Genomic DNA, 26,804 nt, shown 5'->3' on the forward strand with positions numbered 1-26,804 from the left:
TCCTATATTTTTACTTGGACAGTAACGTAAACACTGCGCCCGTCGGAAGGAAGAATCCCTGGGCCTGGATACCCCGTGGCACGACGGGTATAATAGGCACGATTGGCTAAGTTGTTTACCGTTGTTTCGATTCGGAAACGGCGAAATTCGTAGGAAGCACTTACATCCAAAATGGTATAAGCGGGGATTATCCCAACGACCGCCGACACACCACCGTCGCGGGCATTGGTTGCTTCCGTAAACTGCTCCGACAAATAGGTATATTGAAACGATGCTTTCCAATGATTATAGCCTACCCGAAGCCCACTTTTGAGGTTAATTTTTGGGACAAATTCCACCTGTTTCCCTTTAACTCCCGCAATCTCACTTGCCTTATAATTGGAGCGAATTACGGCAACATTGGCAAATAGTACCCCACTCACTTTTGACAAATCAGGAGAAAGTGCCCGCCAAACATCCACTTCTCCGTACGATTCTAAGCCATAAATAATGGCTTGTCCAATGTTGCTACGACGGCGTAAAACCCGTTGGTTTTCATCATAAAATTGTACTTCACCAATGCGGTTATTGTAATTCAAATAAAACCCACTTACGTCATAATTATAGAGTGTCGTTTGCGTGCTTCGTATGCCCAAATCCATCGAATAGCCACGCTCGTCTTTCATGTTGGGGTCAATCACCGACGAAGGGTTGGTGATGCGCATGTCGCTAAACGTAATAGAGCGATAATTCTGCGAAACATTGGCATACACATCTATTGTTGAAGTAGGTTTAAAGCTAACACCTATCCCCCCTATCACAAACTGACGCCCGTTGGTGCGGCGTTCGTTGGTGCGGGTTGAACTGATGATATTCCCCGCCAAATCGCGTAAAATCGTCCCATAAAACCCATCCGCCGTCGTGTAAATGTATTCATAACGAAGGCCAGGTGTAATTGAAAGTTTGTCGTTGAGATACAGTATATTTTCTACAAATGCCGACACATTTCGATTGGGAAAACGGTAGTCCGAAGCCACCGATTGCGGGTCATCTACAAAGGTAAAATCGGCGTCTTTTCCTTTACTTCCTAGTCCTTGAATACTATGGTTAAAACCGTGATAATAACGCGTTCCGACGAGTAAAACGCCTTGTTTTTTACCCAAAAAATAGCGTTTCAAAAAGCGCGCTTCGGCTCCCCAGTTGGTAAAATCACCTTTGATTAAATCACGCTCGCTATTGTCGTCGATACTTGCAACGCGGTTGGGTCGGAAACCCAACGAGTAACGATAGGCCGATAAGCCAAACAAGCGGAGGTTAAACTCATGATTTACGTTGAATTTATGGTCAAAATGCACCGCAAGCATGTTCCAATTTACCTTAAACCAGTTACGTTCTCGGTTGCTTTGACGCGGGTTATCCCGAAACATTTGGTCGGTGAGCCCGCCAGGCTGTTGGGCTAAGTATGACGTATGCGTTACGTCCACCCCAAGCGTTGTTTTTTCGGACAGTCGATAGTCCACATCAGCATAAAATGTCCCATTTGTAAAATGCGAATTGGGACGCCAACCGTTGCCTTGCTTGTATTGTCCAAAGGTATAATAGCTCAGTTTTCCGACGGTTCCGCTTGCACTGACAAAGCCATTATAAAACCCAAATGAGCCAATAGATTGTCGCGCTACTAGCTCAAACTTGCGGTTCAGGACAGGCTTTTTCATCACAAAATTGAGTAATCCCCCAAACTGCGTACCGTACTGAAGCGAAGCCGCCCCCCGCACGATTTGAATTTTTCCAACAGCCTCAATGGGAGGTGTATAATAACTTTCGGGATAGCCTAACGCATCTGCGCTGATGTCGTGACCATTTTGGCGTACGTTAAAATTAGAACTTCGGTTGGGGTCAAGACCACGGCCACCAATGCTTAATTGCAACCCTGCACCTTCATTTTCCCAAATATTCAGCCCTGCAACGCGGGCATACACCTGACGGGCGTTGTTGGTTGCTAGGTTAGCGACTAACTGTTCTGGGATGATAACCTCCGATTTTTTTCCTTCATAAATTCCCATGCTTTCGACGGCACGCATCCGTGTAAAACCAAAATCGGCTTGTTTTTCGGTGACGACCACTTCATTCAACGTTTCGTTACGTCCCACCAACCAGATAGCCACAAAATGATGATCGGCCGAAAGCGTCGTCGAGATTTTTGCAGACTTAAAATCTGCACAATTGGTATAGAGCTCGTAGGTACCTTTTGCCAATTTTCCAAAAGAAAAGCGTCCTTCATCGTCCGTAGTAGCAGTTCGATTACCGACATTCAACGAAACGAGACAACCCTTTACAAAACTACTATCTTGTTTGGCTAAAAGTTGTCCAGTAAGCTGATATTGGCCAAAAGCCGAAAAAATGACGCTAAATGTCATTAAAAAACTAAAAACCCGTAATTGTGTCATCAAAGGAAGTAATCCATTTTTTAGGTTTGAAAGACTCTTCTTCTTGCGCCAAATTGGTCGTAGGTTTGACCAGCGGCCTCCCCATGCGCCCGTTGAGAGTTACGTAAGAATCAACGTAAACTTGGGGGTTATTATAACCACGTTGGTGGTAAAAATCGCGTAAAATATGGGCATAATACAGCAGCATATCAGGCTGAGTTGACATCATTTTCTCTTGTAATGGCGTCAAAAATTGCTGATTATTAACCACTTCTCGCCGCCCTTCTTTGTCAAGCACTGTAAATTGGGCGTAGCCCGCTTTTTCCATCAGCATCACTCTCCACGAAAACCGATAGCCTTCTTCTGTCCAAAACAATTCTCCTGGATACAACCAATACCGAAACGGCATAAGTAATTGCCAACAAAAAAAGCCTCCAAATCCCAAAAGCAAAATTCGCTGCGTAGTTGGCGAATAAGCATATATTCGATTGGGATGCAAAAAAGTCGCTGGAAGTTGCAACCATTTCCCTATTTGAGATATGATTTTTTGGTGAAATTCTCCCGAAAAAAAGACCAAAGCCGTCACCATCATCACGTAAGGGAACATCCCGATGGGAAACAAAATAGCCGTTAAACCATGAAACACAACCACGGCTCCGTAGGCCCAAAGTCGCGTTTTTGCATTCCATAACAAAAAAGGAATTAGCAAATCGTAAAGGCAGCCAAACCAGCTAAATACGAAGGGAATCCACGAATAGTTGAACAAAAAACCAATAATTGGCAGATCATTTTTAGCTGGTAGCCAAATTTTTAGGGGTTGTGCTAACAACAGCCAGTCGCTGTTTACTTTGGCCAAGCCTGCAAAAAAATAGAGAAGCCCCACAAAAAGCCGCAGCGAACTAAGACACCAAACGGGGATAGCATCAGAAAGTAGGTTTTTGTTGCGATACGCATCTACTGAGAAATACATCTGCGCTGGCAGAAAGACCAACATCAAACACACCAAACTTACAAAATAATAGTGGTTGAGGTAGGTGCTTTTATCCATAAGTTCGATGTATGTAAAGCTAAAAAACAAACCAATCGAAGCTATCCGATAAAACATGCCTAAAGCCAACATCAAGGCGCAACAAGCACAAATAACAAACAGAATATAGGTATATTCGCCCCACGGCTTTATGAATTCGAGACCATAAAATGGAAAAAAATACTTGGGATCAATGTACAATGATTTGATCCAACCTTGGTACCAAAACCGAATCACACTCAAAAAAATCATAGCCCCAAAGACAATCCTAAAAACTGCCAAAGGGGCTGCTGAAGTTGTTTTTACCTCCCTAATCTCCATCATTATCCGTATAAGTGATAACGATGCTCATGGCCGAAGTCATGTCCACTTTTAGCATACGCACCGCTTTTTGCATTTCGGTATAAACTTGTACCATGGCGGCATTGTTTGTTTTTACTTCCTCGTAAAAATTAGGTTTGAGCCCATTTATTTTCTGATTAGCAATGTCAAACTGTGCGTTGATTGTTTCGGAAAGTGTTTTTCCAGTAGCACTATCCTTTGCTCCAAGCGCATCGAGGTACGTTTTAAACCCTGCGCCATTCGTTCCCGTTTTTACACTTTTTCCATTAAAAAAATCAACGGCAGCTTGGTGAGCGGTCTGAGCAAGTATCTTAGAAATATCTTTTTTGTAAAAACCTTCTACTTTATCGGAAGCGACCACGCCATTGAGCATTGCTCCCGACGGAATACCGAATTTCCCAGAACGGATATAACGCTCATAATGAAGCACATACCCATTGACCAACTCTCCCATCGGCGAGCCAATGTCGAGTCCAGTTTTGGTAGTAAACTCTGTTCGATACGAACCATTCCAATCGGCTATCACCTTCGTAATCAAAGCATTCATGTGGTCAGTAATACGCTTTATGTAAGCCAATCGTTTGGGGCCTTCCACTGATGCAGTATAATAGGCTACGATTTGTGCATCGGTTGCCCCAACGCCATTAATCAAATAATCCAACGCTGGAAACCCCTGTTTGTCGTACGAAGAAGCCACTTCCAAATTGACCGACGGGTCGGCCATGTAGTCATTGATACCCGTCACATTTGTTGGATAAATATTATAGTAATTCCGAATTCCCGTTTTGTTGGCAGGCCCCACGTCAAACAATTCTACTTTTTGCCATTCAGTATAAGCATCCACCCACGCTTGACGAAATTCGCTCAAGGTAATCGCATCAGGCTTGGCCGAAAATGCCTGCGATTTTGCAATCATCGTCTCCAATTTCGGCTTAAAATTGGCGTAAGCTGGTAAAATAATTTCGTCCGCCAAATGAGTCAAAACGGCTTTACGGTCTTTAGAATCGTCGTCTGGTGCTGGCTCGGTCGTTGAACTCTCTCCACATGCCCACAAAAAACCACTCAATAGCGCTACAACTGCAATAGTTCGTTTGAAAGTATTCATTTTAAACATAGCTTTTTAAACAGAAAAGAGAGGGCAAAAGGCTGAAAGCCAATTACCCTCTTGCTTAGAAATCAATGGTGTGGATAAGTCAGATATTACAATTTGAATTTGGCTTTGATGGCGTCAGAAGCTGCCGTGAGTTTTGAAGGAGTCAAATCCCAAAAACCACCTGCCGAATCCAAGACCAACGCTTTGATGATTGCATCCGAAAAAGCCGCATCTGCCCCATTTACCGTGGCAAAACGCAGTGAATAGATAAACCCAAGACCTTCGCCAATGGCGTGTGCACGGGCTGCGTCGGTGGTAGCTGCGATGTATTTAGGGCCTAAATACCCCAACGCTGAAGCCGCAAGCGCTTTCTCTATTTCAGCTTTAATAAAATCAGCTTGTTTTTTGAGTTCGGCTTTATCATTGTTTATAATCGCCGCACGTCCTTTTAAGAAAGCTGGGTGGATTTTAGCATACGCACCTTTGTTGTATTCCCAAATGTAAGAGCCCAATGCAAACTCCGTAGTTCCTCTGGTAGCATCCGTTGAACCTTTAAGATATACTTGGTTCAAGGTCAACAATCCATAGGCTTCGTCCCAGTTTTGTTCTAATTGGGTGTAATTTTTGCCCGATACCAACGTAGAATTATCGGCATCTAACCCTTTGGTTAACAACACATTTCCGATATAATCGTACTGCATAGCTCCAATCAAAGACTTTTGAATGATTTGAATGGGCTCAATTCCTCGTTCGTCCACTAGGTACGTTCCAAGTTTGCCTGCTTTTCCTTTTGCAGCAGTCGCAGTCACCGATTTACTGGCTTCGGCAGTCAGCGTAAAGTATGTTTCAAAATAAGCTCTTACTTTCTCTGCTTCGGTCGTTGACCAAGATGAAGCAGTTATATTCCGTAATTGTACCCCTGAAGTGTTGAGTTTTGTACTATCAGCAAAGGCATTCCCTGTATTACCAAACATGTTTTTCAACACAGCAGCATCCACTTGCTTATTTCCACTAATAGAAGAACTAATATAGGTATTCAACGCCTGAAACATCTTGTAACGGTTGTTGCCATTGCTCAGGTCAACGGTTGTTTTGCCCGTTTCGTCCACAAATAAGCTACTGTAAGGGGTCGTCTCTGTTAAAGTTGCGTAGTCAATCGTTTTGCGAAGTTGAGGAGTTGTCGTTTCTTTTTCGCATGATGTTAGGCTGATAGCTACCAACACGGCTGCGACAAAACGGATAGATAAAAGATGCTTAAACATAGTATTTATTGGCTTGGTGAGAAATACAGCCGCAAAGATTACTATTATTTAGACTTATTACAAATATAAAGTAGAAAAATTTGAGCGAAATTGATTTATCTCTGCATAGACAAAAAACAAAAAAGTGGACTTGTTAGGGTCCACTTTTTAAAATACGTTAGCGTTTATTGCTATCTAAAATCCTCATTGATTAGGTCTAAAATAGCAGAACCTGGACACAAGTCTTCTTCTTTAAGGCTATTCAACGGACGCGAATCAGACTTAATCACTTCGTGCAAATCTTTGCTATTGGGGTCAATATACAACAACCCCGTCAGAATTTCTCCCTCTGTTTTTGCGGCCTGCAAACGACGCATCGCCGCTTGACGATCGCGAGGATCCCAGCCATCGGCTAATTTTTGTAAATGCACTACCGAACCATCGTGCAACTCCACATCCACCGTTGTACCCGTCTCGTAAGAAACCGTAATTTCTTCTTTTTCAGGCACAAAACCAATTTCGGCCAAAGCTTCGATGTGGTCGCGAACGTAGTCGTACGATTTGGTTGAACCTGCGTTGTTGTTGAACGTTACGCACGGAGACATCACGTCAATCAACGCAAACCCTTTGTGAGAAAGCGCGGCTTTGATGAGTGGAACGAGTTGGGTTTTATCTCCCGAAAAACTACGTGCCACAAAGGTCGCTCCAAGTTCGAGCGCCATGCCAGGCAAGTCAATGCCTTCAAACGGGTTGACCGAGCCACTTTTGCTCACTGAACCTTGATCGGCCGTTGCCGAATCCTGCCCTTTGGTCAATCCATAACAACCGTTGTTCATGACGATGTAAAGCATGTTCAAATTCCGACGAATGGCGTGAACAAACTGCCCCATTCCGATGGAAGCCGTATCGCCATCACCCGAAACACCAAGGTAAATCAAGTCGCGGTTGGCCATGTTAGCACCCGTCGCCACCGAAGGCATACGGCCGTGAACGGAGTTAAAGCCGTGTGAATTGTTCAAGAAATAGTTGGGCGTCTTAGACGAGCAACCAATCCCCGACAATTTGGCCACGCGATGCGGCTCAATCGCCATTTCATAACAAGCTTGTACGATGGCACCACTGATGGAATCGTGGCCGCAACCTGCACAAAGCGTCGAAATCACCCCTTCATAATCGGCTTTGGCGTACCCAATGGTATTTTTGGGCATTTCAGGGTGACGAAATTTTGGTTTTATGTAAGTCATTTTGAATGTCAAATTTGTAACCTCCCGAAAGTTTAGAACTTTCGGGAGGTTGGAATTTTATTTACACCGTGGCTAACACTCCCGCAATCTGACGGCGAATTGCTTCTGCCGTAATTGGCATTCCGTCGTAATTGAGGATTTTGATGAGTTTTTTCGGATTCACTTCCAGTTCGTTGATCAACAACGTACGGAACTGCGCATCACGGTTTTGCTCGATCACAAACACTTGGTCGTGCGCCGCAATAAATTCCTCTACCGACGAATGGAATGGGAAGGCCGTGGCACGCATCGCATCTAGCGTAATACCCTCTTCCTCACGGAGCAAGTCCATGGCTTCCAAAGCCGCATAGGTCGTCGTTCCGAAGAAAATTACCCCGACATTGCTCTTATTTTCAGTTTGATAAAACTCAGGTTTTGGCGTAATTTCTTTGGCCGTATCCCATTTTTTAAGCAAACGGTTGAGCACTTCGGCATTTTTCACCCCATCTTCGGTATAGCGGGCATATTCGTCGTGCGATGTACCGCGTGTAAAGAATGAACCTTTGGTGGGGTGCGTGGCTGGAATGGTACGGTACGGAATGCCGTCGCCATCCACGTCCAAATAACGCCCAAATTGCTTACCCACCGCCGTCAAATCGTCCAAATCTTGAGCAGTATATACTTTACCACGGTCGTAGCGACGGCTATCGTCCCATTTCAGGGGAGCCGTCAAGTGGTCGTTCATTCCCAAATCCAAGTCTGTCATCACAATGACAGGTGTTTGCAAACGTTCTGCCAAATCAAACGCATCCGCCATCAAATTGAAACACTCCGTAGGCGTACTTGGCAACAACAAAACGTGTTTGGTATCCCCGTGCGACGCATAGGCAGCCAACAACAAGTCAGACTGCTGCGTACGGGTTGGCATCCCCGTCGAAGGGCCTCCACGTTGTACATCCACCAATACTGCTGGGATTTCGGCAAAATAGGCTAATCCTAAAAATTCGTTCATCAACGAAACCCCAGGGCCACTCGTTGCCGTAAAGGCGCGCGCTCCGTTCCAAGATGCCCCTAAGACCATCCCAAAAGCTGCAAGCTCGTCTTCCGCTTGCACAATCGCCACCTTCTTCAGTCCCGTTTCGGGGTCAAGACGGTATTTATTGGCGTATTTGGCAAAAGCTTCTACCAGTGAGGTAGAAGGAGTAATCGGGTACCAACCCGCGACGGTCGCTCCCGCATAAACAGCGCCAAGACCACAAGCCGTATTTCCGTCAATCACGATGCTGTCGCCCACCAAATCACGGCGTTCGACGCGTACATGGAGCGGATAACTATAATTGTCCTGCACATATTTTACACCTTCCATCATTGCTTGCACGTTGGGTTCAATGAGTTTTGGTTTTTTAGCAAACTCATCGGCAATGATTCCTTTTACCACCTCCAACTCAATGTCCAACAAAGCAGCCAAGGCACCCACGTAAATCATGTTTTTGAACAACTGACGCTGACGGGGGTCTTGGTACAAACGCATACAGATACCAATCATCGGGATTCCGATGTAATTGATGTCATCGCGGATAAAATCTTTGTGGAGATTTTTGGTGTTATCATACACAAAATATCCCCCCGATTTGACCGAGGCAATGTCTTGTTTCATGCTTTGTGGGTTGACGCACACAAGCACGTCCACCCCTTCACGGCGGCCTAAGTAGCCTTTTTCACTCACCCGAACCTCGTACCAAGTTGGTAATCCTTGGATATTAGAGGGGAAAATATTTTTAGCCGTCATGGGAATGCCCATTCTAAAAATAGACATCGCAAACATGTTGTTGGCACTGGCCGACCCTGTCCCATTGACGTTGGCAAATCGTACTACTAAGTCGTTAATTCCTGTAAGATTCCGCATTGATTCCCTGCTTTGGTAACTGAATATAAGTATTTCTGCATGTCCCACGCCGATGTAGGACAGCGTTCGGCGCAAAGGCCACAGTGTAAGCACACGTTTTCATCTTTTATCATCACCCGTCCTGTTTTCAACGAGTCAGACACGTACAGGTCTTGGCTAGTATCATTGGCGGGAGCATTCAAACGAGTACGAAGATCTTCTTCTTCGCCATTTGTGGTAAACGTAATACAAGTCGTTGGACAAATATCCACGCAGGCATCACATTCTATACAGCGGCTTTCAGAGAAGACGGTTTGAACGTCACAGTTGAGGCACCGTTGTGCTTCTTTGAAGCCCGTATCTTGGCTAAAGCCCAACTCCACCTCTTTCTTGCGGTCTTTTAGGGTCAAGCTTTTATCGGCGTGCGGAACTTTGTAGCGAATATCAGTCGTCACATCGCTATCGTAAATCCACTCGTGAATACCCATTTTTTGGCTAATCAAGTTGGTGTAAGGCGACGGACGCTCAGTAAGCGATTGTTGGTTACAGTACAAATCAATCGACACCGCTGCTTGGTGGCCTTGTGCTACGGCCGTGATTACGTTTTTCGGCCCTAGTGCAGCGTCACCACCAAAAAATACGTTCGGAACCGTCGATTGGAAGGTAGTTTCGTTCAACGCAGGCAAGCCCCATTCGTTAAATTCCAAGCCTAAATCGCGCTCAATCCACGGGAAAGAGTTTTCTTGACCAATGGCAATCAATACATCATCGGCTTCAAAAAACACCAGTGGTTCACCCGTTGGCACAAGCTTACGGCGGCTATTCTCGTATTTTGGCTCTACTTTCTCAAACGTCATCCCTACCAGCTTGCCGTTTTCGGTCACAAACGCTTTGGGAACGTGGTTTTCAAAAATAGGAATATCTTCGTGCAAGGCATCTTCGATTTCCCAAGGCGAGGCTTTCATTTCTTTGCGAGGGCTACGAACCACCACTTTCACCTCTTCGCCACCCAATCGGCGAGACGTGCGGCAGCAGTCCATGGCGGTGTTTCCACCACCCAAGACAAGTACTTTTTTACCGATTTTTTGGGTGTGTTCAAACGCTACACTCGCCAGCCACTCAATCCCAATGTGGATGTTTCCAGACGAATCCCAACGTCCTGGCAAATCGGCCAAGTCTTTTCCTTTGGGCGCACCTGTACCCACAAAAACCGCATCATAACCTTTGTCCAACACGCCACGAAGACTATCGACGCGCGTTTTGAAATGTGTATGAATCCCCAAATCAAGGATAAAGTTTACCTCTTCGTTCAGCACGTTTTCGGGCAAACGAAACGAAGGAATTTGACTACGCATCATTCCTCCGCCACGGTCTTGGTCGTCGTAAAGGTCGATTTGATAACCAAGCGGTGCCAAGTCGCGCGCAACGGTGAGGGCGGCAGGGCCACCACCAATCAAAGCGATACGTTTTCCGTTTGAAGCAAAAGGGCCTTGCGGCATAAAAGCCTTCACATCCCCTTTGTTGTCGGCAGCAACGCGCTTGAGGCGACAAATCGCAACGGGTTCCTCCTCCACGCGCCCACGGCGGCAAGCAGGCTCACACGGACGGTCGCAAGTACGACCCAACACACCTGGGAAAACATTGGATTCCCAGTTGACCATGTACGCCTCCGTGTAGCGCTCTGCCGCAATCAGCCGAATGTACTCTGGTACAGGCGTATGCGCAGGGCAAGCGTACTGGCAATCCACCACTTTGTGGAAATACTCAGGGTTTTTAATTTCTGTCGGTTTCAAGGAAGTATGGTTTGAAAGATCTGCTATTCGTAAGTTTTTTAACAATAAGCACCAATTGCTAAAAGGATAAATAGTCTTTTAAGCAGCAGAAATCAATGGTTTTGATGGGTAATTTCATTAGTTAATTGTGCTTAATTTGCCTTTTGGTGGCAATTAAGGAATTTCATTTGGTATTACAAAGGCTATGTTATCCAAATATTACTTAACGGTTTTCCATTTTTTTGAAGGCTAAACTATAAACGCGCGATGGTACTTAAAGGTATATTGAGCCGCTTTACCTTGTGTCAAAAAGACACCTTTTTTAAATACCTGATTAACAGGTACTTTAAACACAAAGCTACCCATTCTCATACTTATCTCATCCACCTTGGATACACTCATTTAGGATGACATTGAGAGACAATAAAAATCTTCTGCTTAAAAAAAATAAAAAACTAGGCAATTCTGGTGTACCTGCGTATTTTTACATCCTTGTTAGCCTCCTACCCCCATACACCTTTTCTATTCCAAATTTCATGAAAAAAACAGCCTCCTTCTTCCTTAGTTTAGTTACCATTTTGATAACTACCAATGTATGCTGGTCAATCGATTGGTATGTTTCTACCACAGGCAACGATTCAAATGCGGGATCGGCGGGGTCGCCCAAACGTACGATACAAGCCGCCATCAATGCCGCGTCAACTGGCGACGTCATTAACGTCGCAGCAGGAACTTACCAAGAAAATGTCATGGTGACGAAAGAACTGACCATCAAAGGAGCAGGAAAAGGCGACTCCCCTGCCACTAATACTATTTTAACGCCCACGTCAGCTTGCCAAGGAATCGGATTTACCATTACGGCTTCCAACGTCACCCTTCAACAATTGTACCTTACCCAGTATGAGGTAGCTGTACAAATAAGCGGAGTTGCTCGTCCGACGCTCCAAGACATGGCTTTGGTAGATTATTGTCAAAAGGGAATCAATTTCAGTGGCCTTACAACCAATGTCACCATTTCAAAAACGAATATTCAACGCACCAGCGCAAAAGCAAGTACCGTCGGGATTCAGGTACTCACCACCAACGCAGTCAACGGAATGCTGATTGACAATTGCCTAATTTCGGGAAATACCCAAGGAATGTTAGTCACCCAATCAACCACGCCCGTTGCTTTTGACCAAATCATTATTCAAAATAGTACCATTAGCAATAATTTTCAGAAGGGGTTGTATTTTGAAAAACTGAGCAACGCCTTGTTGTCTAATTTAACGATAGACAACAACGGCACTGACCCCAACTATGAGTTCAACAACGGCATCGACATCAACCTAAAATACGGCACCTACGCCAACATTACCCTCCAAAACTCAGATATTACCAATTCGGGAGCAAACGGGGCGGCCTTAGACCCACAAAGCGCTGCGGCCATTGCCATCAAAGCCCGAGACGATGCACCACTGTACCACACCCTCCCTGCTACGCTGTCGGGGGTTATCCTAAAAAACAATCGGATTGCTGGGCCGCAAAATGGCATTCGTTTTGGGGAATTTGGAAAAATCAATGCCACACCCGTTGGAATCATCGTTGAACAAAATGATTTAAGTTTTGGCTTCACCCACAAAGCGCTCATCCACCGAACCCAAGGTACTGTCACCCTAAACTGTAACTGGCATGGCTCCACGACGCCCTCCACCATAAGAAATGGGTTTGAAAGTGCAGGCAACGGCACCATCAACCTCAACCAAGTGCTGAGTAGTGGTTCTGACCAAAGTACTGACGTTGGTTTTCAGCCCGTCCCTGGCTGCTCGTCAATGCCGCTCACCAACGCCATCCTCAGCGGCGAAGCCACCATTTGTGCAGGTACAAGTACCGATATTAGGGCGGTTATCACGGGTGGCACCGCTCCATATAACCTTATATATAGCAATGGAAGTAGCACTTTTACCGTCAACAATTATAGTAGCGGCCAGAAAATCAGTGTAACTCCTACCCTGACGACGACTTATACCTTGGTGTCGGTGACAGATGCCAGTGGCGCAACCCTACCCTCAGCCAGCTTAAACGGCAGTGCCCTCGTGCGGGTTACGCCAATCAATATTAGCCTTATCAACGTTGGGCAATCAAAATCGGCCATCAAAACAAACGACCTGGCAGCTTGGACTTCCCAGTACATTTCTCCCGACGCAGGCCCCATTTTGCCACTAAGTACCGAATCAAATCCGACCATTTATTACAGCGAAAACCTGAACAAAACCGCACCTCGTTTTTGGACAGCCTTCGTTGAAACCTGCGCGCTTGGCACCGACGGCTCACTTACCTTTGACATGCTAACCGTTTCGGAAACAGGCACTGTGCGTTCGTACAATACCCACGAGAATAATGCCCCTTATTTTATGTTTGCCAATCGCGAGGGTTTTACCGAACTTTATGCCCAAAACCACCCCGCCTACGGCTTTTATCAGCTGAATGACCAAGGGGTAAATATTCACGATGCAGGTTTTTCCAAAGGTTTGTTCAAGTTGGCCATCCGTTACTGGAATCAGAAAGGCTGGGGCAGCAATTACCCTTCGACGCGGCAACCACAAGGAACTGTTTTGGCCTATCAAGAATATTGGTTCCGAATTCAATCCAAAGACGGCGTTGGCGCAGGCGCCTTGCGGCAAAAAGCAGTTGTTTTGGACAATGGACAACGAATGACAGATAACGGGGCTTTGGCCGAAGTGATACCCAACCCCGTCACCAACACCCTTCGCCTGAAAGTACAAGAAAGCAAAGGGCAAGATGTGCAAACCATTTTACTAGACGCCTCAGGTCGTCAGGTTTTTAAACGGGTTTTTGTTCCCGAAACGAACATCCACCACGAAGAATTTAACGTCAGTCAGTTATCCAATGGCGTCTATTTTTTACGTGTTCATTTTAGAGATACCCAAACGATTTTGAAAGTAATAAAAGTACAGTAGTCAACCCAGTAGTCTATCCCTGTTTTCATCATGACTCCAAAAATCTATTTGATTTCCCTTTTCACAATCCTACTTTTAAGCACTCAACTAAGTAGTGCGCAATCTTTTCACAACAACAAAATCGTGGCACACCGTGGCGCTTGGAAAAAAACGGGTGTTCCTCAAAACTCCATCGCTTCCTTACAAGCAGCCGTTCGATTGGGCTGCGTAGGTTCTGAGTTTGACGTGCGAATGACCAAAGATGAAGTATTGGTCATCAACCACGACGCGCACTACGAAGGCATGGACATCGAACAAACCGATTTTGCCGAACTTCGTAAAAAAACCCTCAAAAACGGCGAACTACTTCCTACGCTGGAGGAATACTTGAAGGAAGGAAAAAAACAGAAAAAGACCATGCTCGTTACCGAAATCAAGCCGTCGCCAGCTGGTAAAGAACGGGCGGTGCTTTTGGCCGAAAAAGTGGTGCAAATGGTGCGAAAAATGAAAGCCCAAAAGTGGATTGTCTATATCAGCTTTGATTATGACATTTTGAAAAAAGTACGCGAACTCGACAAAGACGCGAAGCTACAATACCTCAACGGGAATATTTCTGCGGCTCAACTAAAAGCCGATAACATTGACGGCGCAGATTACCATTTCAGTGTTTTTCAACGGGATGAACAATGGCTGGACGAAGCTAAAAAAGAGGGAATTGTCACCAATGCTTGGACCGTCAACGATACCTTGCTCATGGATTATTTTTTGGGTAGAAACATTGATTTTCTTACGACCGATGAGCCTGAAAAAGGGCTCCAACGTGATGCCTATTTTGCCAAAACCAAACGCAAGTTGGTAGGAGGCGATGAGTTTAATTATACGGGGTTACCTGATTCAAAAAAATGGGGCTACGACATCGGCGGAAATGGCTGGGGAAACAACGAACTGCAATATTATACGAAAGAAGACACCAACAACGCCGTCGTTCGGAAAGGTGTTTTGACCATTACTGCCCGTCCACAGGCAATGGAAAATCGCAAATTCACCTCGGCTCGTTTGGTGACGCGCGACAAAGGGGAATGGACTTACGGCAGAATTGAAATTCGGGCAAAATTGCCCAAAGGCCGAGGGACTTGGCCTGCCATTTGGATGCTTGGAAAGGACATCAAAGAAGTAGGCTGGCCCAAGTGCGGCGAAATCGACATCATGGAGCACGTTGGTTACGACCCCGATACGCTCGTCGGGACGATTCATACCCAGGCCTACAACCACGTCAAAGGAACGCAGAAATCGAAGAAAATTTTCATCAAAAATCCTTATACCGAGTTTCACGTGTATGCCGTGGACTGGACGCCCGAGAAGATGGATTTCTTATTGGATGGCGTTGTTTATTTGAGCATTCCCAACGAACACAAAACGGTCAACGAATGGCCTTTTGACAAACCCCACTATTTGTTGCTCAACTTAGCCGTTGGTGGCAATTGGGGCGGCGCCAAAGGGGTTGATGAAAGCGTTTTCCCTGCTTCGATGGAAGTGGATTTTGTGCGCGTTTATCAATAAAATCGGCCAAATAACTATACCAAAGGAGGTTACAGTGCGTAGCCTCCTTTTTTGTTTTTATGGTGTATTTGCCTCAAAACTATTAAATTACGGCTTTGAAATTTTTCAAAATATATTATTCTAAAATTTGCAAATCGTATTTTTTTTCAAAAAAACAATCTAATTTTTTTCTATCGTCCTCTATTAGCAAATATTCAACTTCTGACGCACTTAAATCACAAACTCCAAAATTATTAATATAATTACCATTTAGAGAGTAATAATCTGAAGAATATGGTTTGCTTGTATTTTTAATGTAATACCAGAACAAACGGGATTCCATTATCTTTTTGATGACTCTCATTTCTCTTTCATCGTGGCCTATTATGGCTTGACCATTATAAAAAAGTAAATCGTCATCATTGCTAATCAAATAATTTGGTGTTTGATCAGAAATTTTTGGAAAAAACAATTTGTTCCCTACTTTCTCAAGAGATTGTGTTCGACCAAAAGCAAACCACTTTTCGTAATTACCATTTCCTTTATCCCTTTTTTTTAGTTCCTCTTTTTTCTTTTGTAAATAGGTATATGCCTTAGGAAATCTCGCCTTTAAATCTTCCTCCTCAAGTGCTTTTGGTCTTTTCTCATCATTATATGGAAATAGAACTTTTTCTTTTATCGCTTCAAAATCAACTACTCTACTTAATTTATTTGAATTTAATATATCTTTACAAATACCTTTTTCAATTGGATACAAACTACCATTTTGAAGATAGTAAAATTCCTTATCCTCTGCCACAGGCTTAAATATGTAAATATCGTTTCTGAGCGTTGCTATTCCATGCCTTGTCTTGTAAAGTTCACCAAATGGCTTACCAGTAGCTTCGATTTTTGAAATAATCTTATTATTATTTAGATTCCATCCCTTCTTAGCATCTAAACTAGTATAAGCAATTTTATAATATTGTTTATTATTGCTCGGAAATTCTCTCTCAGAAGATTTATAATATTCTACATAGGCTTGCTCTTTTTTCTCTAAAAAGCAAATACAAGTGTATGTGCTTTTTGACTTAAATATCTGAGAAGTTCCAAAATCAATAATTTTAATCGATATTTTATTGTCATCAAAATACTTTCTCAATGCTCTACCATTCAAGCTTTTAAAAAACGTATTCATTGTTATGAATCCTAAAATACCGCTACTAGCGAGATTTTCATACCCAATTTGAAAAAACGGAATATATAAATCAGAATTTCCTGAAGTACAAACTGACCAATGTTTTAAATTCTCTTTTACACTATCTTCCAAGTTTCTCGCACACACATAAGGTGGGTTTCCTAGAATAATTTGAAATCCTTCAAAATTTTCATAATAATCTTGCCATTTAAAAATCAAAGCATCTCCTTGATGTAAATTAAAATGAAATTCTTCAATATCCTCACCTTCTGAAAGTGCTAATAAAGTCAACAATAATTTACTACGAGTAATAGAATATTCTTGAATATCAAGACCAAAGATTTGATATTTAAAGATTTCTTGGTAACTCTTTCCTGTTATTTTTTTTATTTCTTTTGCTGCTGTGTACAAAAAGCCAGAACAACCACATGCAACATCAGCTATCTTAGCATCTGAGAGGTGTTTTTTCTTGTTCAAAAATGCTTGAGAAACAATATACTCTCTTATTTCAGTAGGTGTGTAAATTGCACCATTGATAATTCTGTCTGATGGTGATATAACAAATTCAAATAGTTCAATTAAATCTTCAATAAGAAACTCATGTTTTATATTAATTATTATCTCTGTAAAATCAACTAAATTATTAAAATCGTCATCATTTTCCTGAATGCAATAACTTAATAACAATAAATTGTTATTAAGTTGTATTTTGTTTATATATAAAAATGCAGAAATAATAAGTCTGTCTACAAACCAAGGGTTTGTAGAATATTTTTGACTTAAATATCTTGTGGCGTTTTTCATTCTAAATACCCCCTAATTGTTTTGTATATTCTCGATACTCTCGATATAATCCCAATACTTTATCTTTTAAAATATCATTATCTATTGTTTTTAGAACGTTTTCACATTCATCAATTAAATCTTCCAACTCTTCTATTTTCCATATTATTTCATGTTGTGGTTTGTAAAGTTTTAGGTTATTATACATCCATTTACCCAAGTTAGTTATAGGCCTTATTTGCCCATTATTCAGCCTTGTGAATTGTCTATTATAATTGATATCACATGGGTCGATAAAACCTTCATCATTTGTATAAGGGATATTCTCGTCATTTGTTGGCCATTTATTGCTCTTTGCATTATTACAAGACTTACAGGCATAAACCAAATTACTGTAATCCTTATCCGTTTTTATAGTCAAAAAAGGTTTTTTGTCTTTTTTTCTAGGAATAAAGTGATCTATTTCAAAAGAAAAGACTCGCCAAGTATGAATATCATTACAATAGCCACACCTATTCTTAAAGTCCAGTTGTAAATCACTCTTATGGTCAGTGTAATGATTGACAACAGTTGTAATAGTTCTTCTTTTTGGGGTATGGAGTCGAAAAGTCATTTATTCTGATTTAGTTTTTTAAGCTCTTCTAAAATTTCTTTCGTTTCGTTTACAAACTCATTGAGTTTTGAAATAGAATCTCTGTGAATTAGATTTGCTGGCAAATCTTTTCCTTCAGGATTAAGTTCGTCAAACAAAATGTACAATTTCGTTAGTTCTTCCTCCTCTGCAATATCTAATCCTTTGTTATTTCGCTTTTCTATAAGTTGTTCAATCCTTGTATTTGTGTCTTCAATTTTCCTGTAATAATTTGAGATATTAGACTGTATTTTTGCTTTAAAAATTTCAAGCTCCTCTTTATCATTTTCTACGGTCAAAATATCTTTACTATAAATTATATGCACATCATCTGTATGACCGATTGCCTGTGTTGGATATGAAGTGAGCATTACAATCGGAAAATATGGTCTTGTTCTTTTTATTTCTTCAACTATTTTATTTCCATTGAACGGTACTTCTGCATTTTCTTCCAATAAATAATCGGTAACAATTGCATCGAGATTACTTTCCCGTAACTTAACAAAAATAGACTCAATGGAGGATTCCGAATCAACTTCAATTCTCGTTACATCAAAATCATTTTTAAAAGTATGATAAAAGGTATTTATCCAACCTTTATCTTCATCTATATACGCAATTCTGTATTTCATTTTCTTGTTTTGAAAGTTATTTTCAATGTCAATCCATTATTGATTTTAATGATTGAGATAGATGAATTATTATACTCTTCAATAATAGATTTTACAATGTAAAGACCTAATCCTGTGCCTACTTTGTTCCCTTTATTGTCGGTCTTTGAAGATTCATTCAGATTAAAAATTTGCTCGGGATTGTCTTTGTATTTTTCATCCAATCCTTTACCATTGTCAGAAAATAAAATTTCTACATCATTACCCTTTTTCTGCCAACTGATTTCTATTTTTTTTTGCTCCTTGTTATATCCATAGTGGGCATTAATTGAATTGGACAATAGGTTGTTAAATACGGAATCTATATTTACTTCAAAGGCTCTAATTATATGTTCATTATCATCTGATTTATTTAATTCAAGACTGATATTTCTTTGCTCTAAGGCTTTACTCCAATTAGCTTTAAAGTTTTCAAAATATTGGGAGAAGTATAAGTTTTTTCTTTCTCGTTTGTCTATTTTTAATGTACTCAACGAATAGTCTAACCAATGTTTCAGTTTGACATCTTCGTCACGCATTAAATCAATCATATAAAAAGGATTATCATCCTTGTCAAGTTTTTTTGCTAACTCGTCTTCATTTAAATGGTTTTTCAGCTCATCTACTAAATATTTTGTACGTGGAATTAGTCTCGCTCTCAGGCTTCTGACTTCGTGTGCGAAAGAGGAAATGATAAGTCCAACACTTGCGAGGCTTCTCAACAATCTTAATTCTTCGTCTTTTTTCTCATTATCTTTTTCCAAAATCAATATAGCGTCAGCCATATACTCTTCAGCTTCGGAATATTCTTTATCTTCCCCCGAAGACTTATCGTCACTCTGAGTCTGGAAGCTGTTTTTTTTCTCTTCTCTTTCTTCTTTCTGCTGCCTAATTTTTTCTGCTTCCTCTTTGGCTCTTCTAAGTTTCTCAGCTTCTTCATTTTTTAGTGAATGAAGTTGGGAAAGGTTGTACATTACAACATTTCTATCTTTCTCAAAGAGACCAATTATTTCAAGCAAGATATTTTTAAAAAGTTCAAACTCGTCATTTTCAATAATCCCCTCACGACCTGATTTGTCCTGAAAACTTTCGTTGTGTAATCTTGAAATTTTAATAGTACCAGCAATTTGATTAGGTCTGATTCTATATCCTCCAAGTCTTTGACCAGCACCTCCTGGGCTTTGAGCCTGCCTTTCTCCTAATCTTAACCAATCATCTCCATTTTCACCATACGGTCTGATTCTAAAATCATCTCTGAATATTTTAACACCACCAAACTTTTTTAACCAAGATTTCCTAATTGCACTATCAATTTTTTTATATGGGTACTTTTTCAAATCCCCATCTTCCTTATCATCTGAAATGGTATTTTTTAAGAAATAAAAGGTAAAACCAAATTTACCTACTCTATCCAATAAGTTTCTATCTACTTTTTCAGATATTAATTTTTCGATTGGTATATTAAATTCAATCTTTTCTTTCTTAAAATCCTCGAGCTTATATGGTGAGTTTTTCATCATATCAAACTCAAATATATTTGAATATCTACTTTCCAAAGCATCAATATCGAGCTCATTCCGTGAAATTTCTACTGTCAACACTTTATCATCGGATTGATTGTATGAGGCTTTTAGCTTATAATCATAGTCATCATAATAAGCCCTTTTTACAGTTCCAAACTCTTCTAAATCATTGAGTAAAAAAAAATCTATGCCAAAATCATTCTGTTCTTCAGGGGGGAGCAACATTTCCAGATTACCAAATAATTTTCTTAGTTTATCTTCATTCCAGTCATCATTAAGTTCTGTAATTTCAATGACCGTGCCTGATTTAAAATCAATACCTTCCAACACCTCATTTATTTTAGGGTACGAAGAAAATCTACTCAAGAGTTCTTGTTTAATATTCAAGTTTTTCTTAACCGATAAAACTGCTTCAACATCAGAGACAGTAGCCCCCTTTTTATCAAAATCTTTCCAGTCAACAGTCCACTCAAAACCCACACAATCATCATTGGGGACTACTTTGGCATTATAAGCTTCTTCTATACCTTCCTCAACTTCTACGTTATCTAGATCTTGGGCTTTTAACATAGAAGGTAGGGATGTCATATCTGTAAGCATGCCTAATCGGTTTAATGCAAATCGTCCAATACCTTTAGCTCCAGTTTTAACCCTTCCATTTTCTGTTGTATGCTCATACAACTTGTTATCAGTACCTATTGTCATCCATTGGTTTTGAATAATTGTATCATTCATTCCAATTCCATTGTCAATGATATAAATACTGCTACTCTCTTTTTCAAATTTTTCTATTTCAGTTTCAACAACATCTCCATTTAATTTTAAATCGAAAATTAGAATACAATTGCTTGCATCAGCATCATATGTGTTTTTTACTAATTCAATGACCGCACCTTCTTCGGTTGAGAAATTCTCTAACCCAATCAACTTTGCTGTTCTCGCAGAAACTTTAAACGGTACTTTTATTGTGTTGTTAATCATTGAATAGATAAGTAAGTTTTACATTGAGCTTTTCAGCAATTTGGACAAAAGTCTTCACTGGTGGTTGTACCTCGTTTGTACACCATCTTGAAATAGTAGCTTCATTTTTACCCAATTGCTCGGCTAACCATTTGCTACTTAAGTTCTTTTCCGCTAAAACTACTTTTATTCTATTTATGACTTTTTTACTCATAAAAATTGCATAATATGCAAATATATTGACATTTTAACAAAGAAACCAATTACCACAAATAGTTTTTTCACTTGGAGACAAGACGCTTAAATGCTTATGTAGCTTGTAGTAACAGCTATATTCGGTAACAGTACCCAAGATTTCTTAAGTCAATATTATTCATTAAGAACAATTTGAGGGCCTGGGTCTTTCAAGCAAAAACAAGATAATTCAATTATTTTTTAAAATTATTTAGGGATTTGTTCCCTTTCCTCTACTGTACTGGTAAATCACACAACAATGACAATGAAGCAATGGGATGACGAGCGATTGGTGGAGTTTCTCAGAGAAGGCCAAATTTCAGCTTTCGAAGAAATCTATCGCCGCTACTGGTACAAACTCTACGGCATTGCCTACCACCAAACGGGGGTTCGGGAAGAAGCTGAGGAGTTGGTACAAGAGGTGTTTCTAACCATCTGGAATCGCCGCTCCGAGGTCGTCATTCGCCATTTGGATTTGTACCTGACCATTGCCATCAAAAATCAGGTATATGACTACATCAAGTCGCAAGTAAACTACCGCAAATACCAAGAGTACCTCATATTTCAGGAAATCCATCAAAATTATACTACCGACGAAATCGTCAATTACGTAGAGTTGGCCGAAGCGGTGGACAAAGTGCTCAATCTTTTGCCCGAAAAAAGTGCGGAGGTTTTCAAGAGAAGCCGTTTTGAGAATCAGTCGGTGAAAGAAATCGCCCATGGCCTCAACTTGAGTGAAAAAGCGGTCGAGTACCACATCACCAAATCGCTCAAGTTTTTGAAAGAAAACCTAAAATCGTATCAATCCTACAACTAGGCTATAAACACACCCCTATCAAGATGACTCAGCAGGAATTTAACGAGCTATCAAAGCGCTACCTAGAAGGGAAAACTACCGAAGACGAGGAGCGATTTTTGGAGCAATGGCTTCAGCAACAGCCTTCCTCCTACCCCACCAATCTAGCAGAAAACCAGCGCAATACGCTTGAAAAACGCCTTTGGCAACGCATCCACGGGCATATCCGCCCTAGCGCTCGCCTCCTACAAATGCCTTGGACGTGGGTTTCGGTAGCGGCGGCTTGTTTGGTAATGGGCTTCATTTGGTGGAATGCCAACGAACCGACAAACTCAAACACCGCTTTACAAGCCATTACGACACAAACCGAAAATAAGGGTATCGAAGTAAAAAACACGACAACGCACGAACAAGAAGTGCGCCTCGAAGACGGCACAATTGTGCGGCTCAAACAAAACAGCAGCATCGTGTATGACAAAACTTTCAACCAAACCAAGCGTACCGTTTATTTGAAAGGACAAGCCTTTTTCAAGGTAAAACGCAACGTTACCAAACCCTTTGTGGTACACGCGGGAGAGCTGACGACCGAGGTATTGGGAACAAGTTTTTGGGTAAGTCACCACGAAAAATCAAACACCATCGAAGTATCGGTAACGACGGGAAAAGTGTCGGTTTATACCGAAAAGCCCAACCAAAAAGCGGAGAAAAACGGCGTTATTTTAACCCCAAATCAAAAGGTGCTTTACGATGTCACCTCCAAAAACATCGTCCCAGGTATTGTTGACAACCCCGTTCCAATTGTTGCGCCAGAGGTCGTGAATCTTCCTTTGGTGTTTAAAGAAACCTCGTTGGAGGACGTCCTCCACTCCCTCTCTTTGAGGTACGGGTTAGAGTTTGTGATTGCCAATCCCAACGCCAAGGATTGCCACATCACGGCCGATCTCAACGGGCTTTCGATGTTTACCCAACTCGAACTTATCTGTAAATCCATAGATGCCACTTACGAAAAACGTGGTACGGTGGTCTTCATTTATGGAGACGGTTGCTAAGTAAAAAAGCGGCCGAAAATGCAGCGAACATTTTCGGCCAAGAGTAAAAACCCTCTACAAACGCCAATCTGTGGGAGGGCCTAGTTTTCCAATTTTTTCAATCAAAAAACAAGTAAATGTATGCAAAAACCGTTACCAATTCCCAAAATCTGGTGGAATCTCATGAAAATTACCTTATCACAATTGCTGCTGATCGTGTTGTGCAGTGGTATGGCAATCGCACACGATACACGTGCCCAAGAGGTGCTCAACCGCACCATTACCGTCGCGGGGGAGCAGCTTGAGTTAAGTCGAATTTTGAGCGACATCGAAAAGCAAGCAAACGTCAAGTTTGTGTATAGCACCAAAATCAAATCAACCCAACGCCTATCTGTTAGTCTCAACAATCGCCGTCTTTCGACTGTATTGGATCAGATTCTGAAGCCCATCGAGGTGACGTACGAGGTGATTGAAAATCGGATTTTGCTAAAAAAAGTAAAAAACGAGAAAGAAGTACTCCCAAACGGCGAAGCCTCAAGCCTTGAATTATTCCGCAATGTCGATAGAAATATCTCGGGGGCTGTGACGGACGAAAAAGGTGTAGGGCTACCTGGGGTAAGTATTTTGGTAAAAGGCACGCAGCGTGGTACCAATACCGATGCCAATGGCAACTATCGCCTTTCGATTCCCGACGACAACATCATCCTTGTTTTCTCATTTGTCGGTTATTTGAGTCAAGAAATAAATGTCGCCAATCAGACTTCTTTGAATATTTCGCTCAAGCCCGATACCAAATCGCTGGAAGAAGTGGTGGTGGTAGGTTATGGTGTTCAAAAGAAAAAAGACCTCACGGGCGCCGTGTCCACCGTCAACGCTGAGATGTTTAAGGAGCGCAAAGAAACCCAAGTAGCGCAAGCGCTGCAAGGGGCAATGTCAGGCGTGATGGTGACGCGTAGTGGTGCCAATGGTGCGATGGGTGGTGCCACGATTCGGATTCGGGGAATTACGACGATTGGCAGTTCTGATCCACTGGTGATTGTCGATGGCGTTCCAGTAAGTGATGTTAACCAAGTGAACCCCAATGACATTGAGAATCTTTCTGTGTTAAAAGATGCAGCGTCGGCCTCTATTTACGGTTCACGCGCGGCAGCGGGGGTGATTTTGATAACTACCAAAAGGGCTAAAACCGACCAAGCGTCGATTCAGTATAGCTACGAAAACGGTATTGACACGCCTACGCAGCTACCCGACTACATGCGGTCACAGCGCTACATGGAGCTTGTCAACGAACTCCGCTGGAACGACGCGGGCAACGGCGCCAACCGATTTCCAACGTTCAGCCAAGATTTGTTGACAGATTATAACAAAAAACACCTGTCGGACCCTGACAAATATCCTGATACTGATTGGATGGCGTTGACCCTCAACAAAATCGCCCCCAGGGAAGCCCACAGCATCAGCATTGTAGGTGGTTCAAAATTTGTAAAATCAAACGCATCGGTTCGTTTTGAGAAAGTGGGTGGTTTTTACGACAACAAAAACTACAATCGGATTTTTGTTCGTTCAAACAACGACTTTACCATCAATAAACTCATTGGAGGTACCGTCGATTTTAACTTTAAACGAACCAATGCCTTAGACCCTACTGCCAGTGACCCTTTGTACCGTACCAGAATTTCGTCTCCTATTTATCCTGCTCTCTGGGCTGATGGTCGGATTGCCGACGGCAAAGCGGGAGAAAATATGTACGCCAAGGTAAAATACGGAGGTACCGACCGTAACACGTACAATCAAGTAGGAGGACGTTTAGCCCTTGATTTAAAGCCCATTGAAGGTTTGAAACTATCAGGAATCATTGCACCTATTTTCGATTTCAACATTCAAAAACGTTTCAATCGACAAGTAGATGTGTATGCCGCCAACGACCCAAATCAGTTTATTGTATCGTTGATTGGAGGTGGCCTCACTACGCGCTTGGACGAAAACCGCACGACTAATTTTAGTGTGACAGCTCAGTTTTTGGGCAACTACCTAAAAACCATTGGTAACCACGACTTTACGGCGTTGGCAGGTTACGAAAACTACTACTTCAAAGGAGAGTCGATGGGGGCTTCGCGCGACCAATATTTGTTTGACACCTATCCTTATCTCAACCAAGGCCCTGCTGCGTTAAGAGATAACTTCGGGTCAGCTTTTGAAACTGCTTATCGCTCTTATTTCGGACGCTTGACCTATAGTTTCAAGGATAAATACCTGATTCAGGCCAACGTTCGCCGCGATGGTTCGTCGCGCTTCAATGCCAACTACCGCTGGGGTACGTTTCCGTCGGTATCGGCGGGCTGGGTAGTAAGCGAAGAAGATTTTTTCAAAAGACAAAACGTGATGTCGTTTTTGAAACTTCGTGCCTCTTGGGGAAACCTGGGCAACGAGCGCATCGGAAACTATCCGTCGGTCGGTATTATGAATTTTAGCAATGCCTTGTTTTACCAAAACAACGTAGCCGTAGCCCAACAAACCGCCGCCCAAGTGCAATATGCCATTCAGGATATTTCGTGGGAAAAAACGACCTCTACCGACGTTGGCTTGGATGCTTATTTCCTAAAAAATCGTTTGCGTTTTACCGCCGATGCCTATTACAAGCAAACCAAAGACATGTTGTTGGCCTTGCAGATTCCGATTTTTGTAGGGTTTGAAAACCCAAACCAAAATACAGGGACTATGACGACGAAGGGTATTGATTTGGATTTGGGCTGGACCGACAACATCGGCAAACTACGTTACTCTGCTTCTTTCAATCTATCACAGTTTAAATCTGTCATGGGCGATTTGGGCGGAACTGAGTTTATCGGCGACCGCATCCGAAAGTTAGGAAGCCAGTTTGACGAATGGTACGGCTACCGTTCGGAAGGAATTTACCAAACCCAAGAAGACGTTAATAATTCTCCCAAAATCAACGCGAACGTCAAAGTTGGCGACATGAAATACACCGACATCAGCGGCCCCAACGGCGTGCCTGACGGCAAAATTTCTCCTGAGTATGACCGTGTATTGCTCGGTAGCTCACAGCCTCAGTGGATGTACGGCGGAAATTTCAAGTTGGACTACAACGGATTTGATTTGGGCGTTTCGTTTCAGGGCATTGGTTATCAAAGCACTTCGCTGTTGCCTTACACCGATTACAACGCCGAAAACTGGGGTGTCTTTCCCGTGTATATGGACGGAAGCACTTGGAGTATGAACAATACAACCGACCAAAACCTAGCCGCCAAATACCCAAGATTTACCGAAACCAACAAGGGCTTGAACCGCGCCATGTCTGATTTTTGGTTGTTTAACGGCGGTTATTTCCGTCTGAAAAATATCACGTTGGGTTACACCATTCCACAACGGATTTCGCGCAAAATTCTCTCGAACAACATTCGAGTGTATCTCAATGCTACCGACGTATTTTCACTCAACAAATACCCCAAAGGGTGGGATCCAGAAGGAATGGGAATCGTGACAACCGTGTTGGGTGGCTTCACCATTGGCTTTTAATCTAACCATTTGACTTTCA

The 26,804-nt window shown here is 42.2% G+C and carries 17 protein-coding genes; 5 read left to right on the top strand and 12 right to left on the bottom strand.

Annotation, left to right across the window (positions count from 1 at the left end; translation table 11 throughout):
* Window positions 1-2: 2 nt before the first annotated feature.
* From K339_RS0117005 to K339_RS0117035, 7 genes are all read right to left on the bottom strand, one after another.
* Window positions 3-2,426: a TonB-dependent receptor gene (locus tag K339_RS0117005; protein WP_028524669.1), complete on the bottom strand. Its 2,424-nt coding sequence runs from the start codon at window positions 2,424-2,426 to the stop codon at window positions 3-5.
* Window positions 2,404-3,756: an HTTM domain-containing protein gene (locus tag K339_RS0117010; protein WP_157607629.1), complete on the bottom strand. Its 1,353-nt coding sequence runs from the start codon at window positions 3,754-3,756 to the stop codon at window positions 2,404-2,406. The genes K339_RS0117005 and K339_RS0117010 overlap by 23 nt, the downstream gene beginning before the upstream one ends.
* A complete protein-coding gene (locus K339_RS0117015; protein WP_028524671.1) occupies window positions 3,743-4,879 on the bottom strand; it encodes an imelysin family protein in 1,137 nt (378 codons plus the stop codon). The genes K339_RS0117010 and K339_RS0117015 overlap by 14 nt, the downstream gene beginning before the upstream one ends.
* 95 nt (window positions 4,880-4,974) lie before the next feature.
* On the bottom strand, window positions 4,975-6,129 hold the full coding sequence (locus tag K339_RS0117020) for a DUF4856 domain-containing protein (protein ID WP_028524672.1): 1,155 nt from the start codon (window positions 6,127-6,129) through the stop codon (window positions 4,975-4,977).
* A 170-nt stretch (window positions 6,130-6,299) separates the two neighbouring features.
* Window positions 6,300-7,352, bottom strand: a complete 1,053-nt coding sequence (locus K339_RS0117025; protein ID WP_028524673.1) for a 2-oxoacid:ferredoxin oxidoreductase subunit beta — start codon at window positions 7,350-7,352, stop codon at window positions 6,300-6,302.
* 61 nt (window positions 7,353-7,413) lie between these two features.
* Window positions 7,414-9,237, bottom strand: a complete 1,824-nt coding sequence (locus tag K339_RS0117030; RefSeq protein WP_028524674.1) for a 2-oxoacid:acceptor oxidoreductase subunit alpha — start codon at window positions 9,235-9,237, stop codon at window positions 7,414-7,416.
* Entirely contained in the window at window positions 9,207-11,009 is a 1,803-nt protein-coding gene (locus K339_RS0117035; RefSeq protein ID WP_028524675.1) for an FAD-dependent oxidoreductase, read from the bottom strand. Before K339_RS0117035 ends, K339_RS0117030 begins: the two co-directional genes overlap by 31 nt.
* 515 nt (window positions 11,010-11,524) lie before the next feature.
* Here K339_RS0117035 and K339_RS0117045 point away from each other — a divergent pair.
* Window positions 11,525-13,948: a T9SS type A sorting domain-containing protein gene (locus K339_RS0117045; RefSeq protein WP_169731869.1), complete on the top strand. Its 2,424-nt coding sequence runs from the start codon at window positions 11,525-11,527 to the stop codon at window positions 13,946-13,948.
* Between the two features lie 30 nt (window positions 13,949-13,978).
* On the top strand, window positions 13,979-15,487 hold the full coding sequence (locus K339_RS0117050; RefSeq protein WP_037300843.1) for a family 16 glycosylhydrolase: 1,509 nt from the start codon (window positions 13,979-13,981) through the stop codon (window positions 15,485-15,487).
* Window positions 15,488-15,602: 115 nt separating this feature from the next.
* Here the strand turns inward: K339_RS0117050 and K339_RS0117055 are convergent, their stop codons facing one another.
* The 5 genes from K339_RS0117055 to K339_RS0117075 are packed head-to-tail and all read right to left on the bottom strand — an operon-like array spanning window position 15,603 to window position 21,404.
* Window positions 15,603-17,447, bottom strand: a complete 1,845-nt coding sequence (locus tag K339_RS0117055; RefSeq protein ID WP_028524678.1) for an HsdM family class I SAM-dependent methyltransferase — start codon at window positions 17,445-17,447, stop codon at window positions 15,603-15,605.
* A gap of 1 nt (window position 17,448) precedes the next feature.
* A complete protein-coding gene (locus K339_RS0117060; RefSeq protein ID WP_028524679.1) occupies window positions 17,449-18,039 on the bottom strand; it encodes an HNH endonuclease in 591 nt (196 codons plus the stop codon).
* The gene (locus K339_RS0117065) at window positions 18,036-18,689 is read right to left on the bottom strand and encodes a DNA-binding transcriptional response regulator (RefSeq protein ID WP_028524680.1); all 654 of its coding nucleotides are present in this window, start codon (window positions 18,687-18,689) and stop codon (window positions 18,036-18,038) included. Before K339_RS0117065 ends, K339_RS0117060 begins: the two co-directional genes overlap by 4 nt.
* A complete protein-coding gene (locus K339_RS0117070) occupies window positions 18,686-21,211 on the bottom strand; it encodes an ATP-binding protein (protein WP_028524681.1) in 2,526 nt (841 codons plus the stop codon). The genes K339_RS0117065 and K339_RS0117070 overlap by 4 nt, the downstream gene beginning before the upstream one ends.
* Window positions 21,204-21,404, bottom strand: coding sequence for a helix-turn-helix transcriptional regulator (locus K339_RS0117075; RefSeq protein ID WP_028524682.1), 201 nt, complete (start codon window positions 21,402-21,404; stop codon window positions 21,204-21,206). Before K339_RS0117075 ends, K339_RS0117070 begins: the two co-directional genes overlap by 8 nt.
* Before the next feature lie 285 nt (window positions 21,405-21,689).
* Between K339_RS0117075 and K339_RS0117080 the strand changes: the two genes are divergently transcribed.
* The 3 genes from K339_RS0117080 (at window position 21,690) to K339_RS0117090 (ending at window position 26,785) form a co-directional block, all read left to right on the top strand.
* Window positions 21,690-22,241 carry an RNA polymerase sigma factor gene (locus K339_RS0117080; protein WP_229598758.1) on the top strand — a complete coding sequence of 184 codons (552 nt, stop codon included), beginning with the start codon at window positions 21,690-21,692 and terminating at the stop codon, window positions 22,239-22,241.
* A 23-nt stretch (window positions 22,242-22,264) separates the two neighbouring features.
* Window positions 22,265-23,269, top strand: a complete 1,005-nt coding sequence (locus K339_RS36055; RefSeq protein ID WP_051398067.1) for a FecR family protein — start codon at window positions 22,265-22,267, stop codon at window positions 23,267-23,269.
* Window positions 23,270-23,431: 162 nt separating this feature from the next.
* Window positions 23,432-26,785: a SusC/RagA family TonB-linked outer membrane protein gene (locus tag K339_RS0117090; protein WP_229598759.1), complete on the top strand. Its 3,354-nt coding sequence runs from the start codon at window positions 23,432-23,434 to the stop codon at window positions 26,783-26,785.
* Window positions 26,786-26,804 lie beyond the last annotated feature (19 nt).

Origin of the sequence: Runella limosa DSM 17973 (assembly GCF_000482465.1) — a bacterium.
In the GTDB taxonomy this organism is placed as follows: domain Bacteria; phylum Bacteroidota; class Bacteroidia; order Cytophagales; family Spirosomataceae; genus Runella; species Runella limosa.